The following is a 15,103-nucleotide window of genomic DNA, read 5'->3' on the forward strand; positions in this document are numbered from 1 at the left end:
GATGCGTGCGCAACTGCGGCGGTTCGCCGCCGTCGGGGTGCTGGTGACGGCCGTCGACTTCGGCGTGCTCTCGGCACTCCGCCTCGGCCTTGGCCTGCCGGTGATCATCGCCGACGCGATCGCCATCTTGTGCAGCGCGGTCGTGTCGTTCTTCGCCAACCGCGCCCTTACCTTCACGCGTGATCCGCACCTGCGCTGGGTGGACCAACCCTTCGCCTACGGCATGGTCACCTTCGCCGCCGGCCTCGTCGACATCGCGGTCCTGCGCGTCGGTCTGCTGTTCAACCCCGACTCGGTGCGCGTGCTGCTGCTGGCCAAGACGGCGGCGCTGGTCGTCGCCGGTGTCGTGCGCGTGGCGGGCTACCGGCAAGTGCTCTTCCGCCGAGTGCGCTCGGTGTCGGTGGGGCCGGCGCCGGGGCGTCCGGCTCCCGAAGGCACGCACCGGCTCAGTGTGGTGGTGCCGGCGTACAAGGCGTCGGACTTCATCGGCGAGACGGTCGAGCGGCTGCGGGTGGAGCTTGGCCCGGCGATCGACAACGACCTCGAGATCATCGTGGTCGACGACGGATCGCCTGACGCGACCTTCGCCGCCGCCCAGCAGACCGACGCCGACCTGGTGCTGCGCCTCGACGAGAACAAGGGCAAGGGGGCGGCGGTCCGTCTCGGCATGCGCAGCGCCAATGGGCGCACGATTGCCTTCACCGACGCCGACCTTGCCTACGAACCGGCGCTGATCTTCGAGTTGCTCAAGGAGGTCGAAGCCGGCTGGGACGTGGTGGTCGGCAGCCGCAGCCACGTCGAGACGGTGACGCTCGTGCGGGCGCGGCGCCTGCGCGCCCTCGGCAGCCGCGCCATCAACCTGATCTCCTTCGCCGTCCTGCTCGGCGCCTACCGCGACACCCAGTGCGGTCTCAAGGCGTTCCGCTCCGACGCCGCCGAGGCGATCTTCTCCCGCGCCCGCATCGATCGCTTCGCCTTCGACATCGAGGTGTTCCATCTCGCCGAGCGCTTGCGCTTGTCGCTCGAGGAAGTGCCCGTCACCCTCAAGAACTCGGCGGGCTCGACGGTGAAGGTCGGCCTCGACTCGCTGCGGGTCCTCGTCGACATGGTGCGCATCCGGCGCATGGGCGGTAAGGGCCTCTACGACTGAACCAACTAGGTTTTGCGGCGCAATGAGCTCGCTGGACGACGTTTTCAAGGCCTACGACATCCGCGGCTTGGTGCCCGAGGACCTGAACGCGGAACTCGCGCGCCAGGTGGGCGCCGCCTTCGCCCGCTTCGCCCAAGCGGAAACCGTGCTGGTGGGCCGTGACATGCGCCCCTCGGGCCTCGAGCTGAGCGGCGCGTTCATCGACGGCGTCCTGGCCCAGGGCGTCAATGTCGTGGACCTCGGGCTCATCCCGACCGATCTGCTCTACTTCGCGTCCGGGCACTTGAACCTGCCGGGCGTGACGTTCACCGGTTCGCACAACCCGGCGCAGTACAACGGCATCAAGCTCTGCCTTGCCGGCGCCAAGCCCGTGGGCGAAGACACCGGCCTGCGTGACATCCGCGCCGATGTCGAAGCCAAGACACCCGACGCCGCCGGCGCCCGGCGCGGCGAGTCGCACGTGCTCGACCTACTGCCGGACTACGCCGCGCACGTGCACTCCTTCGTCGACGTCAACGCCATTCGCCCGCTCAAGGTGGTGGCCGACACCGCCAACGGCATGGGCGGCCTCGCCGTACCCGAAGTAATGCGCGGCCTCGGCGTCGAGATCGACATCCTTTTCGGCGAGCTCGACGGCACGTTCCCGAACCACCCCGCCGACCCGATCAACCCGGCGAACCAGGTCGATCTCATCGCCCGCGTGCGCGCCACCGGCGCCGACGTCGGCCTGGCGTTCGACGGCGATGCGGACCGCGTGTTCCTCGTCGACGAGCAGGGCGTGGGGCTGTCGGGTTCGACCACCACCGCGATGCTCGCGGCGATGCTGCTCGACCGGAATCCCGGCGCGACGGTGATCTACAACCTCATCTGCTCGCGTGCGGTCCCCGAAGTGATCCGCGAGCACGGAGGCACGCCGGTCATGGAGCGCGTCGGGCACAGCTTTATCAAGGCGCGCATGGCCCAGACCAACGCCATCTTCGGCGGCGAGCACTCGGCGCACTACTACTTCCGCGACAACTACTTCGCCGACTCCGGCCTCATCGCGGCGGTGATGATCCTTGAATTGATCAGCCGCGCCCAGCAGCCGCTGTCGGAGTTGCGCAAGCCCTTCGAGCGCTACGCGGCGTCGGGGGAGATCAACACCCGCGTCGCCGATCCGAAGGCGTCGATCGAGAAGGTGGCGCAACGCTTCTCGTATTTGTCTCAAGACCGGCTCGACGGCCTGACCGTGAATAGCGACTCGTGGTGGTTCAACGTGCGTCCGTCGAACACCGAACCGTTGCTGCGGCTGAACCTCGAAGCCGCGACCAAGGAAGACTGCGAGGCCCGCACTCAAGAGGTTCTCGCCATCGTGAGAGAAGGCTGACCATGGCACTCGCCCCCGCACTCCTCAGCGTCCTTGCCTGCCCGCAGGACAAGGGGCCGCTGCTCTACTTCGCCGACGAGGGTTTCCTGTACAACCCGCGCCTGCGCCGCAAGTACCCCATCACCAACGACATCCCGAATTTCCTCGACGACGCGGCGACTGTGGCCGACGACGCCGAGGCGGCGCGTCTCGAGCAGAAGGCGAAGGACGAGAACATCACGCCGGGCTGGGAACAGACCAGCTGATGCCGATGTCGCTCGACAGCGTCGGGATGTGGGACGCCGCCGCTGGCCTGCCGGAGCAGGTGGCGGACGCGTCGTCGTCCTTCGCGATCGAGCGCGCCGACGCACTGCCGAATCACGACGAGATCGAGAACGTCGTCGTGCTCGGCATGGGCGGCAGCGGCATCGCCGGAGACGTGCTCATCGCGGCCGCCGGGCCGTTCATGGCCGTGCCCGCCATCGTGCTGAAGAGCTACACGCTGCCCGCCTTCGTGAACGACAACTCGCTCGTGATCGCGGTGTCGTACTCGGGTAACACCGAGGAGACCGTCGAAGCAGCTGCGGAGGCGGCGGCCGCCGGGGCGCGGCTGTGCGTGGTATCGGGCGACGGGGAACTCCGCCGCATCGCCGAGGCGAGCGGGTCGCCGTTCGTGCCGGTGCTGCCCGGATTCGAGATGCCCCGCGCCGCCATCGGTGCGGTGGCGGTGCCGCCGTTGCTCGTCCTCGAAGCCGTGGGGCTGTTCCCCGGCGCGGCGCAGTGGATCGACAACGCCGTGGCGCAGTTGCGGCGACGCCGCGACCAGCTCGTCGGCGACAAGAGCCCGGCGCGTGAGCTGGCGCTCGCCATCGGCGGGACACTGCCGCTGGTGCACTCGTCGGGCGGACTCGGCACCGCCGCGGTCACCCGCTGGCGCTGCGAGATCAACGAGAACGCCAAGGCCCCGGCCATCTCGTCGGTGCAGCCCGAGTTGTGTCACAACGAGATCGTCGGGTGGGGCCAGCACGGTGACATCACCCGCCAGCTGCTCACTCTCGTGCAGTTGCGCCACGACCACGAGCACCCGCAGGTGGCGCGTCGCTTCGAGTTCGTCGAAGAGATCATGCGCGAGGTAATGGCCGGCATCGAGACGGTTCACGCCGAGGGCGAGGGCGAGCTGGCGCAGCTGTTCGACCTCATGATCTTCGGCACGTTCGTGTCCTTGTACATGGCGGATCGAATGGGCATCGACCCCGGTCCGATCCCGATCATGGACACGCTCAAAGCGCAGCTCGCAGCCGCGCGGTGACCTGTCCCGTTTGCGGGACCGACCACCGACGATTCGTGGCGTTCAACGGACGCGACGACGCGCAGTGCCCGACGTGCGGCTCGCTCGAACGGCATCGGCAGCAGTGGCTGTGGCTCGACCGCAGCGGCTGGCTGGCGCGCTTGGCGTCCGCCCGGGTGCTCGACCTCGCCCCGCACCGGGCGTTCGGTCCGGCGCTGGAGCGCGTTGCCGGCAGCTACGACTCAGGTGACCTGCTGCCGGGCAAAGCGCGCCGTGTCGTCGACATCTGCGCCATGAGCGACGACGCCGACGCGTCATTCGACTTCATCGCCTGCACCCACGTCCTCGAACACGTCCCCGACGACGGACGCGCCCTGCGCGAGTTGTACCGCGTCCTCGCACCCGGCGGCGCCGCCCTGCTGTCGGTCCCCCTGCGCGGCGAGACCACCGACGAGGACCTCACCTGCGACGAGGCCGAACGGCTCCGCCGTTTCGGCCAAGCCGACCACGTCCGCCGCTACGGCTTCGACTTCTTCGACCGCCTCGCCGCCGCCGGCTTCACCCCCAACCCCGTCGACCTAAGAGACCTCACGACGCCAGAAGAGCGCGCCCAGTACGGACTGACAACCCATCTCCCGTGGATGGACGCAAACGCAAAGGAACTCTGGGTCTTACCGATAGGTCAGAAGCCGGCTTAGTACCGGTAATGATCTGGTTTAAATGGGCCGTTCTGGGGGACGCCGATGTAGTCGGCCTGGTCCTTGGAGAGCTGGGTCAGTTTCACGCCGAGCTTGTCGAGGTGGAGGCGGGCGACCTTCTCGTCGAGCTCGCGCGGGAGGCGGTAGACACCGACGGGGTAGTTGTCGCCCTTGGTCCACAGCTCGACCTGCGCCAGCACCTGGTTGGTGAACGACGTCGACATCACGAAGCTCGGGTGACCGGTGGCGCAGCCGAGATTCAGCAGGCGGCCCTCGGCCAGGATGATGATCGAGTGGCCGTCGGGGAAGGCGAACTCGTCGACCTGCGGCTTGATGTTGAAGTGCTTGACGTCGCTGAGCTTGTTGAGGCCGGCCATGTCGATCTCGTTGTCGAAGTGACCGATGTTGCCGACGATCGCGTTGTGCTTCATGCGCTTCATGTGATCGGCGCTGATGATGTCCTTGTTGCCTGTGGCGGTGACGAAGATGTCGACCTTGTCGATGACGTCGTCGAGGCGCACGACTTCGTAACCCTCCATCGCCGCCTGCAGCGCGCAGATCGGGTCGATCTCGGTGACGAGCACGCGCGCGCCCTGGCCGCGCAGCGACTGGGCACAGCCCTTGCCGACGTCGCCATAGCCGAGAACGAGGGCGACCTTGCCGCCGATCATCACGTCGGTGGCGCGGTTGATGCCGTCGATGAGCGAGTGCCGGATGCCGTAGACGTTGTCGAACTTCGACTTGGTCACCGAGTCGTTGACGTTGATGGCCGGCCACAGCAGCGTGCCGTTCTTCTCGCGCTCGTACAGGCGGTGCACGCCCGTCGTCGTCTCTTCGGTGACGCCCTTCACCGACTCCCCGATGGCGGTCCACATGCCGAGCGTCTCGCGCAGCTTGGCCAGCACGATCTTCATCTCGTCCGAGTCGGTGTCGGAGTCGGAGCGTACGGAACCCGCCTTCTCGAACTCGGTGCCGAGGTGGACCAGCATCGTGGCGTCGCCGCCGTCGTCGAGGATCATGTTCGGGCCCTTGCCGTCGGGCCAGCGGAACGTCTGCTCGAGGCACCACCAGTACTCCTCGAGCGTCTCGCCCTTCCAGGCGAACACGGGGATGCCGGCCGCGGCGATGGCCGCCGCGGCGTGGTCCTGCGTGGAGAAGATGTTGCAGCTCGACCAGCGCACGTCGGCACCGAGGGCCGTCAGCGTCTCGATGAGCACGGCGGTCTGGATCGTCATGTGGATCGACCCGGTGATGCGGGCGCCGGCGAGGGGCTGGGCGCCCTCGTATTCGGCGCGCACGGCCATCAGGCCGGGCATCTCCTCTTCGGCGAGGACGATCTCCTTGCGCCCGAAATCTGCCAGCCCGATGTCCGCAACCTTGTAGTCCTCACTCATAAGGAGAGACAGCCTACGGGGTCGACTACGAGACGACGACTTTGCCGATCATCCCCGGGTGCACGAGGCACGCCATCGGATACGTGCCGGGCTTGGTGAAGGTGACCTGATACTTGTCGCCCGTCTCCCATTCGACGCCCGACGACCGGAGTCCGCCCGTGCCGTCGAAACGGCCGGCGTCGATGGTGACGGTTGGTACCGGCGCGCCGAACCCAGGCCCACCCTCGTCCGGCACCGGTGGTGTGCGCCCCGGCCACCCGCCGCGCGGGTTGTAGATGCTTTCGCTCTGCACGACGTTGCCGTTTTTCTGCACGTTGTAAAACGGCACGTACGCGGGAACGTTGAAGCTGATCGTGTGGTTGCCGATGAAGGTCCACGTCACGGGCTGGCCGACCTTCGCCTGCACCGTGCGCGGGGTGAACTCGTTGACCTGGCCGAGGATCGGGAACGTGGCGTCCGATCCGGAGCCCGCGAGGTTGCCCTTGAACTCGCCGTTGCCTGCCTGTTCCTTCCGCAGCTGCGTCAGCAGCGGCTTGGCGATGCGGTCGGCGTCGCGCTTGGCCTGACGGTTCACGTCCGCCTGCGACGGGATGGTCCCCGATTTCCTGACTGTGACGAGGCCGCCCATGCCGGGGCCGTGCAACGCGCAGTAGTAGAAGTACGTGCCCGGCTTGGCGTTCGACGCGATCTTCATGGAGAACTCGTTGCCTTGCGTGCCGAGGTACGGGATGAAGCCGCTGTTGTAGTAGCGCTGCCGACCGGTAAACGCCGGTTGCGCGCGCTTGGGGCAGGGCACGCCGTCGGTCGGCGGTGCCGCGGTGTCGAGGAAGCACGGACGGCCGGCGGTTTGGTTGATGTCGGTGTCGCCGAAGAAGAACGGCAGCTCGCTTTCGAAGCGGTGGACATTGTCGGGGTCCACCGCGGTGACCTGATCCTCGCTGAGGTCGTTCGGCAGCGTCTTGTTCACCAGCGCCAGCAGCTTGGGCTGGATGATCTCGTCGACGAGCGTGCCGAACGTGACGGTGTGCGGTTCACCCGACCACGTCTGATGGAAGTTCACCGTCATGCCCGGCTTCACGGTGAGGTTGCGCGGGAAGTACCCGCGGAACGTGCCGGCGAAGTCGTCGCTGCGATAGTCGACCTGCACCGTGCGTGTCGCGTTGCCTCCTCCGCCGCACGCGCCGAGCAACGTGGCCACGAGCGCGCCGACGAGAACGAGTGCCTTCCCCCGAGTTGCCATGCCTTGACGCTAGCGACCGGCGCAACGTCCTGGGTTGGCCGGCAGGTGGGCGAACTGCTCGGCGGGGCGCCGGGCGCGGTAGGCCCCCACGATCGGTTCGAGTTCGGCGGGCGTGGCGCCGTGGAGGATCACCCCCGTGGCTCCGAGGTCGAACTGCCGGTTGACGACGTCGACGCACTGGTCGGGCGTGCCGGTGGCTGCCGCCGCCAGCCACTCGGCCGGGATCACCTCGGCGACGCGCTCGAGCTGTTCGGTCGAGGCGATGTCGTCGATGGCGCCGGGAATCGAGGTCACCGCGTCGGCGGCGCGGAACTTCTGCAACAGCGCCGGATCCCAGCGGTTGGTCTCGACCATGAGGTCGCCGTAGGCCTGGAGGTAGGTGGCCATACGGCCGACGGTCTTCTTCAGCCGCAATTCGTAGGGGATGTGGTCACCGACCGTCGCCAGGCACGACCAGATGCGCACGCTGTCGGGGTCGCGACCTGCTTTCTCCGCGCCGGCGCGAATGGTCGCGACGCAGCGCGCCAGCGTCTCGTCGGTGAAGAACGTGTGCAGGATCACCCCGTCGAACACGCGCCCGCCGAGGTCCAGCGAGTGGGGACCGAACGCGGTGAACAGCAACGGGATCGTGCGGCCCTCGCCGCCCCAGTCGACGCGCAGGAACGGGTAGTTCCCCGCGGGACCGTTGTGGCCGAACACCATCTCGTTTTGCCACAGGTTGCGCATGAGACCGGCGAAATCCTCGAGCTGCGCCGTGGTGATCGACCCCAGCCCGAACGCCTTCATCAGCGGCGCGATGCCGCGGCCGAGGCCCAGGGCGAAGCGACCGTCGGTCAGCTTGTCCATCGTGGTGGCGAACGACGCGGTGACGATGGGGTGGCGGGTGTTGTGATTGGTGACGCCGGTTGCGATGCCGAGCGTGGTCGTCGCCGCGCCCACCGCCCCGCACAGCGTGACGGCCTCTTTCACGTTGAAGCGTTCCGACAAGAACACGGAACCGAGTCCGATGCGCTCGGCGTCGCGCACGTCGTTGAGCAGCGCCTTGGGGTCACGCGCCGCGCCCGCCATGCCGTAGAAGGCCAATTCGTGGAGTTGCGGCTCGTTGAGTTGCTCGGTCACTACGACAGCGTGCCCTCGAAGTCGAGGTCGAGGGCGTGGCGACCCGCGCCCTGCGCCATCGCCACGAACATGTCGTCGCCCCGGTCGGTCTGGCCGACGAGCTGCGACGCGCCGATCGCCATCACGAGGCCCGACGTGGTGTGGCGCCGGTACTGCCACCACAGTTCGTCCCAGGTCAGGTCGACGCCCTGGGCCGTCATGCCCTCGTGGTACAGCTTCACGAGGTCCTTCTCGTGCGTGCGCCGGTCCTCGAGCGGCAGGCCGGCGCCGATGAAGTAGCTGAGATCGGCGATGCCGTAGCCGTGCGCCAGCGTCTGCCAGTCGACGATGGCGACGGGCGGGCCGCCCTCGGGCGTGCCGAAGAGCATGTTGTCGAGGCGGTAGTCCGAGTGCTGGAGCGTGCGCGGCCGGTCGCCGAGGTCGTACATCTCGCCCATGCGGGTGAACATGCGCTCGGCGAGGGCCAGGATGTCCTCGTCGATGCGCCCCTCGTAGCGGCTCTTGAAGCCGGGGTAGAGCATCGTGCCGACCATCGTGGCGGTCATGTCGGGGTTCTCGCCGTAGCCGCCGAGCAGCCACGCCATCGCACCCAGCTTCGGGTCACCCCACATCGGCGCGTGCAGGTTCGGCAACTCGGCGACGGCCAGCGCCGCCTCGTCGGGCGTGCAGCCGGTGATCTGGTTGCCCTGCACCGCCGGCGCCAGGTCTTCGAGCAGGAGTACGAACTCACACGTGGCGTCGTCGAAGTCGACGTAGCGGCAGAACGGGGCGCGCACGCTCAGCTTGTCGCGCAGCTGCATGTAGAAGTTCGCTTCCTTGCGGTACGTGCCGAGGGCGACGCCGGCGTTGCGCGACGTCGGCTCCTGCGACGGCACCTTGGCCACGAGCGACGCGGGGCCCTCGCACGGCTGGCTGTAGGTCAGCGTCAGCCGCTGGCAGTCGCCGATCTGCCCGGTGCCGACCGCCGTCAACTCGACGCCGCTGATCGGTAATCCCAGCGCGTCCGACAACCACGCCGGCGTGAGGAGTTCCTCCGCCGTCGCCCCGATGATCAGCTCAGCCATGGGCGCTTTTCTAGCGCCCATGGTCCGCTTCTTCGGTGCCGTCCGGCCTGCGGCCTCCCGGCACGGCCCGGCGGGGATCCCAACCCCGCCCGCTTCGCGCACGCGCCACTTGTGCGGCCGGGGAGGCTGTTACACCGTGGGCGTACGGTCGCTGGGATGTTGCTGGGTTGGCGGTGTCCGGTGTGCGGGGCGCAGGGTCAGGTGCCGTGCGTGCGCTGCGTGGCAGCGATGGGGCCGGCGGATCGTGTGCCCGCGATTCCCGGCGTCGACTGGTGCGCGGCGCTGCTGTCCTACCGCGGTCCGGCCCGGGAACTCGTCGCCCGCGCCAAGTACCGCAACCAGCGCGCCGGGTTGCGCTGGCTCGCCACGGGTATGGCTGCGCTCGTGGCCGACCGTTCCTTCGACGCCGTCACGTGGGCGCCGGCCAATCCGGCCCACGCCCGCCGTCGCGGGTTCGACCACGGCGAGTTGCTCGCCCGCGCCGTGGCGCGCGAACTCGGGGCGCCCGCCGTCGCGCTCCTACGCCGCGATCGCGGCGCGCCGCTTACGGGCCGTTCCGCCGTCGAGCGCTACGGCGGGCCGCCGCTGCGACCCGCCACCAGCCGTGCGGCACAGGGTGGCGTGCTGGTGGTGGACGACGTCATCACCACGGGCGCCACCCTCGCTACCGCAGCGCGCACACTCCGGTCAATAGGCGCAAGCAGCGTCTTTGCCGTGGCCGCGGCGCATACCCCCGCACCGACCAAGGGCCCTACCAGGGTGCGTGTATGAGGGCGTACGATCTGGCGATGGATCGGATGTGGGTCTGTGGTTGCAAGCCGATGCCAGTCGCAGGCAAAGCGGCCCACGTAAGGCAGTCCTGGATGCTTCCTCGGCTGCTGAGCACGGTGCGATTTAGAAGTAAGTCCTGACCGCAGCGCGGCCGAACGTCGGCCGGTTGCGCCAGGCGAATGTGGGGACGAAGACCAGGTCAGCCACATCCGATCCATACGACAACACCAACCGAGAGAAAGCAGGGTGCGCGTGGAAATCACCATCAGCCACCGGAACGTCGAGGTGCCCACGCCGTTACGGCAGGCGGTCGACGAAAAGGTTGGTCACCTCGATCGCTATCTCGAAGCCATCGAGCGTGCTGAAGTGCGGTTCGTCGAAGAGCCGCATCGCCGAGTCGCCGAACGCGAAGTGTGCGAGGTCACACTGGTCGGCCGGGGGAGTGGCAACGTGCTGCGCGCGCGGGCCATGGCCGCCGACGCGATGGCGGCGCTGGACACGGTGATGGACAAGTTGCAGCGGCAACTCGAGCGGCGAAAGGGGCGCCTCGTGGGGCGCAGCCACCCCCGTCGTCGCGTGATCGCCACGCAGTAACCCATTCGCAACTACTTTTAGCGGCGTGTCAGACGGATCCGCGCCGCCACCGGTGATCAGAGTGATGGTCGCCGACGACCAGGAGTTGTACCGGCGCGGCGTCGAGGTCGTGCTCTCGACCGAAGACGACATCTCGATGGTCGCAGAGGCGGCCGACGGCGCCGAGGCCGTGCAGCGCGCCGAAGAGTGCGCGCCCGACGTGATCCTCATGGATATCCGTATGCCCAAGCTCGACGGCATCGAGGCGGCCCGTCGGATCAAAGAACTCGTCCCGACGAGCAAGATCATCATGCTCACCGTCTCCGACGAGGACACGCACCTCTACGACGCCATCAAGGCGGGGGCCAACGGCTACCTGCTGAAGGACCTGGCCATCGAAGAGGTGCCGCAGTCGATCCGGCGCGTCTACGCCGGCGAGAGCCTCATCAGCCCGTCGATGGCGTCGAAGCTCCTGACCGAGTTCTCGACGCTGTCGAAGAAGGTCGAGCAGCGCCAGCAGCTGGCGACGCCGTCGCTTACGCCTCGCGAGGTCGAAGTGTTGCGCTTCGTGGCCAAGGGCATGAGCAACCGCGAGATCGCCGAGGAGCTGTACATCTCCGAGAACACGGTCAAGAACCACGTCCGCAACATCCTCGAGAAGCTGCACCTGCATTCGCGCATGGAGGCGGTCCTTTACGCCATGCGCGAGCGCATCATCGACCTGGGTGAGTAACTAGTCACTGGGCGCGAGAAACGGTGCAGCCCTGCGTTGTTTGGGCGAAAACAATCCACTCTGGGGGCATCTATGCGAAATCGGCGGTTCGTAGTCGGACTCGTGGTGACGGGTCTGCTGTTGTTGGGCGGCGCCCTCCCGGCGCAGGCCAAGAGCGTCATCGGCGTGCCCGTGCCGCCCAAACCGACGGCGGCGTCGGTCGAGAAGACCGTCAAGAGCATGATTCCGCCGAAGCCGGCGATCGTGGTGCCGTCGGCACCGAACCCCGACAACCTCCAGTTGCCCGTGCTGCCCGTCGTATTCATTCCCAACGGATTGCGCCCGGCGCTCGGTGTGCTCGGCCCGACCGGCGTCATCACCTGCCAGGCGTCGTACCTCGGCCCGCTCGGGCTGATCGTGGTGATGTCCAAGGCGATGGACACCCTCGGCCAGCACCCGTTCGTCCCGAGCCTGTTCTCGCCGCTGTTCTCGCCGGTGACCACGGTGTGTACGGCCGCGCCCTACCCGACGGTGTCGTCGTGCGGACCCGACGGCACCATCACCCACACGCTGGCGAAGCACCCCGACCTGCCGACGGTGCCCGGCGGCCTGCCCACCGTCGACCCCTTCTCCACGATCCCCGCGCCGTTCGCGTCGCTGGTGGTCGAAGTCGGTGCGGTGCAAACCGACTTGCAGCACTACGTCTACAACGACACGGTCAAGCTCACGCTGCAGAAGAAGGTCGAAAAGCAGCTCGAGTGCAAATAGCCCTGGGCTAGGACGGTCCCGGGCGGGTCACGCCCTACACTCGGCGGCAGCCATGAGTGTTCTCAGCAAGATTCTGCGCGCCGGTGAAGGCAAGAAGGTTCGGGCTCTCAACGCCCTCGTTCCCGACATCAACGCGCTCGAGCCCGAGTACGAGCGGCTGTCCGACGCCGAGCTCCAGGCCAAGACGCCCGAGTTCAAGAACCGCCTCGCCAACGGCGAGGACCTGAACGACATGCTGATCGAGGCCTTCGCCGTCACCCGCGAGGCGGCCAAGCGCGTGCTCGGGCAGCGCCATTTCGACGTGCAGTTGATGGGGGGCGCCGCCCTCCACTTCGGCTGGATCGCCGAAATGAAGACCGGTGAGGGCAAGACCCTCGTGTCGACCCTTCCGGCATACCTCAACGGCCTGACGGGTCAGGGCATGCACATCGTCACCGTCAACGACTACCTGGCCACGTTTCACTCCGAGTGGATGGGCCGCCTCCACAACTTCCTCGGCCTGTCGGTCGGTCTGATCCTCGGCGACAACCTGCACGACCGACCGGCTCGCATCGAGGCCTACGCCGCCGACATCACTTACGGCACCAACGCCCAGTTCGGCTTCGACTACCTCTACGACAACATGGCCCGCAGCCGCGACGCCATGGCCCAGCGCGGGCACGTCTACGCCATCATCGACGAGGTCGACTCGATCCTGATCGACGAGGCCCGCACCCCGCTGATCATCTCGGGCCCGGCCGAGGAGTCGGCCCGCCTCTACGCCCAGTTCGCCGCCATTGCCCGCATGCTCACCCGCGACGCCGATTACGAAGTCGACGAGGAGAAGCGCACGGTCGCCCCGACCGAGGAGGGCATCGAGAAAGTCGAGAAGGCGCTCGGCGTGAACAACATGTACGACGCCGTGTCGGTCAACTACGTGCACCAGCTGACCCAGGCGCTGCGAGCCAAGGAGCTGTACAAGCGCGACAAGGACTACGTCGTCATGGACGGCGAGGTGAAGATCGTCGACGAGTTCACCGGCCGCATCATGGAAGGCCGGCGCTGGAGCGACGGTCTGCACCAGGCGGTCGAGGCCAAGGAGAACGTGCGGGTCAAGGACGAGGACCACACCTGGGCCACCGTCACCCTCCAGAACTACTTCCGCATGTACGACAAGTTGGCGGGCATGACCGGTACGGCGGAAACGGAGGCGTCGGAGTTCGCCAACACGTACGGCCTCGCCGTGGTGCCGATCCCGACCAACCGTCCGATGATCCGCAAGGACAACGCCGATCTCATCTACGCCCACGAGATGGCCAAGTTCAACGCCGCGGTCGACGACATCATCGAGCGCCACGACCGCGGCCAGCCCGTTCTCGTCGGTACGGCATCGGTGGAGAAGTCCGAAGTGCTGTCGCGGCTGTTGAATCAGAAGGGCATCCCGCACGAGGTCCTGAACGCCAAGCAGCACTTCCGGGAGGCGGAGATCGTCGCCCAGGCGGGCCGGCTTCACGCCGTCACCGTCGCCACCAACATGGCCGGCCGTGGCGTCGACATCCTCCTTGGGGGCAACCCTGAAGGTCTGGCCAAGCGCGAGGTGCTCGCGGCGGGCCTTGACCCCGAGTCGCCCGAAGGCGTCGAGAAGATGCGCCAGGTGCTCCCCGGCATCGAGGCGCAGTGCAAGGCCGACGGGCAGAAGGTGATGGAACTCGGCGGCCTGTACGTGCTCGGCTCCGAACGCCACGAAAGCCGCCGCATCGACAACCAGCTGCGTGGTCGTTCCGGCCGTCAGGGCGAGCCCGGCGAGAGCCGCTTTTACCTGTCGATGGAAGACGAGCTCATCCGCATCTTCGCCACCGGCGCGGTGCAGTGGCTGATGAGCAAGGCGCTGCCCGACGACGAGCCCATCGACATGAAGATGATCTCGAAGGCCGTCGAGCGCGCCCAGAACACCGTCGAGCAGCGCAACGCCGAGATCCGCAAGGACGTCTTGAAGTACGACGAGGTCCTCAACGAGCAGCGCAAGGTCATCTACGCCCGCCGCATGCAGGTGCTCGAAGGCGAAGACCTGCGCGACCAGACGCTCGAAGTGCTCGCGGAGGCGATGGAAGAAGCCGTCGACGAGTACTGCCAGACCGACTACCCCGAAGACTGGGACCTCGACGGGCTCATCAAGGCCGTCGCCACCTACTACCCGACGAAGTTCACCGTCGAGGAGCTGCACCAGGCCTCGACCAAGGAGCAGCTCGTCGAGAGCTTCATCGCCGAAGGCACTTCGTATTACGAGGCGCGCGAGCAGCAGGTGTCCGAGACGTTCGGCACGCCCGACGTGATGCGCGAGGTCGAGCGCGAGGTGATGCTCCAGATCATCGACGCCCGCTGGCGTGAACACCTGAGCGAGATGGACTACCTGCGCGAGGGCATCAACCTGCGGGCGATGGGCCAGAAGGATCCTCTCGTCGAGTGGCAGACCGACGGCTACGACATGTTCGGTCAGATGATGGGCGCCATCAACAACGACTACCTGCGTTACGTGATGCACGTCGACGTCAGTCCGCAGGAGATCGCCCAGCCCGAAGTGCAGCTCGAAGGCGCGGCGTTCAGCGCGCCCGAGGACAACGCCGTGCAGGGTGCCGCCGCCATCGCCGAGGCCGCCAGGGGCTTCGACGTCGGCGAAGCGTTCGCCGCCACCGCCGCGCAGGGCGCGGGCGACGGCGTACGCGCCGAGGACATCCCGCAGGCCGTCCAGCAGGTCGTGCGCTCCGACGCCGAGAAGACCGGCCGCAACGACCCCTGCTGGTGCGGCTCCGGCAAGAAGTTCAAGCACTGTCACGGGTCGTGATCGCCCGCCGCACAGCGGCGGGCGAGCGTTCTGGAGGACGCCGCCTACGGCGGCGGCCGTTGTGCGGCGCCGCCCGGCCAAGCCGGATCGGCGCCGAGGTGGGGGGGGGGGGGGGGGGGGGGGGGGGGGGGGGGGGGGGGGGGGGGGGGGGGGGGGGGGG

Annotated in this window: 14 protein-coding genes; 10 read left to right on the top strand and 4 right to left on the bottom strand. The window is 67.7% G+C overall.

Annotated elements, in window-relative coordinates; translation table 11 throughout:
• The first annotated feature begins 1 nt into the window (after position 1).
• Genes VHC63_15985 through VHC63_16005 form a run of 5 tightly spaced genes read left to right on the top strand, consistent with a single transcriptional unit; the run spans position 2 to position 4,481 of the window.
• Positions 2-1,150, top strand: a complete 1,149-nt coding sequence (locus tag VHC63_15985; protein HVV38107.1) for a glycosyltransferase — start codon at positions 2-4, stop codon at positions 1,148-1,150.
• 22 nt (positions 1,151-1,172) lie between these two features.
• The gene (manB, locus tag VHC63_15990) at positions 1,173-2,516 is read left to right on the top strand and encodes a phosphomannomutase/phosphoglucomutase (GenBank protein HVV38108.1); all 1,344 of its coding nucleotides are present in this window, start codon (positions 1,173-1,175) and stop codon (positions 2,514-2,516) included.
• A 2-nt stretch (positions 2,517-2,518) separates the two neighbouring features.
• Positions 2,519-2,761 carry a Trm112 family protein gene (locus tag VHC63_15995; protein ID HVV38109.1) on the top strand — a complete coding sequence of 81 codons (243 nt, stop codon included), beginning with the start codon at positions 2,519-2,521 and terminating at the stop codon, positions 2,759-2,761.
• A complete protein-coding gene (locus VHC63_16000; GenBank protein ID HVV38110.1) occupies positions 2,761-3,804 on the top strand; it encodes an SIS domain-containing protein in 1,044 nt (347 codons plus the stop codon). Before VHC63_15995 ends, VHC63_16000 begins: the two co-directional genes overlap by 1 nt.
• A 35-nt stretch (positions 3,805-3,839) precedes the next feature.
• On the top strand, positions 3,840-4,481 hold the full coding sequence (locus VHC63_16005; GenBank protein HVV38111.1) for a class I SAM-dependent methyltransferase: 642 nt from the start codon (positions 3,840-3,842) through the stop codon (positions 4,479-4,481).
• Here the strand turns inward: VHC63_16005 and ahcY are convergent.
• The 4 genes from ahcY to VHC63_16025 are packed head-to-tail and all read right to left on the bottom strand — an operon-like array spanning position 4,478 to position 9,298.
• On the bottom strand, positions 4,478-5,875 hold the full coding sequence (gene ahcY, locus VHC63_16010) for an adenosylhomocysteinase (protein HVV38112.1): 1,398 nt from the start codon (positions 5,873-5,875) through the stop codon (positions 4,478-4,480). The two genes, VHC63_16005 and ahcY, sit on opposite strands and share 4 nt — an antisense overlap.
• A 25-nt stretch (positions 5,876-5,900) precedes the next feature.
• On the bottom strand, positions 5,901-7,115 hold the full coding sequence (locus tag VHC63_16015) for a hypothetical protein (protein HVV38113.1): 1,215 nt from the start codon (positions 7,113-7,115) through the stop codon (positions 5,901-5,903).
• A 9-nt stretch (positions 7,116-7,124) separates the two neighbouring features.
• Positions 7,125-8,234 carry a TIGR03857 family LLM class F420-dependent oxidoreductase gene (locus VHC63_16020; GenBank protein ID HVV38114.1) on the bottom strand — a complete coding sequence of 370 codons (1,110 nt, stop codon included), beginning with the start codon at positions 8,232-8,234 and terminating at the stop codon, positions 7,125-7,127.
• On the bottom strand, positions 8,234-9,298 hold the full coding sequence (locus VHC63_16025) for a phosphotransferase (GenBank protein ID HVV38115.1): 1,065 nt from the start codon (positions 9,296-9,298) through the stop codon (positions 8,234-8,236). Before VHC63_16025 ends, VHC63_16020 begins: the two co-directional genes overlap by 1 nt.
• 156 nt (positions 9,299-9,454) lie before the next feature.
• Between VHC63_16025 and VHC63_16030 the strand changes: the two genes are divergently transcribed.
• From VHC63_16030 to secA, 5 genes are all read left to right on the top strand, one after another.
• Entirely contained in the window at positions 9,455-10,069 is a 615-nt protein-coding gene (locus VHC63_16030) for a phosphoribosyltransferase family protein (protein HVV38116.1), read from the top strand.
• A gap of 252 nt (positions 10,070-10,321) precedes the next feature.
• On the top strand, positions 10,322-10,663 hold the full coding sequence (gene raiA, locus VHC63_16035) for a ribosome-associated translation inhibitor RaiA (protein HVV38117.1): 342 nt from the start codon (positions 10,322-10,324) through the stop codon (positions 10,661-10,663).
• Positions 10,664-10,688: 25 nt separating this feature from the next.
• Positions 10,689-11,375, top strand: a complete 687-nt coding sequence (locus VHC63_16040; protein ID HVV38118.1) for a response regulator transcription factor — start codon at positions 10,689-10,691, stop codon at positions 11,373-11,375.
• Between the two features lie 72 nt (positions 11,376-11,447).
• Positions 11,448-12,122, top strand: a complete 675-nt coding sequence (locus VHC63_16045; GenBank protein ID HVV38119.1) for a hypothetical protein — start codon at positions 11,448-11,450, stop codon at positions 12,120-12,122.
• Positions 12,123-12,174: 52 nt separating this feature from the next.
• Positions 12,175-14,943 carry a preprotein translocase subunit SecA gene (gene secA / locus VHC63_16050; GenBank protein HVV38120.1) on the top strand — a complete coding sequence of 923 codons (2,769 nt, stop codon included), beginning with the start codon at positions 12,175-12,177 and terminating at the stop codon, positions 14,941-14,943.
• Positions 14,944-15,103 lie beyond the last annotated feature (160 nt).

The organism is Acidimicrobiales bacterium (assembly GCA_035546775.1).
Taxonomy (GTDB): Bacteria; Actinomycetota; Acidimicrobiia; order Acidimicrobiales; family JACCXE01; genus JACCXE01.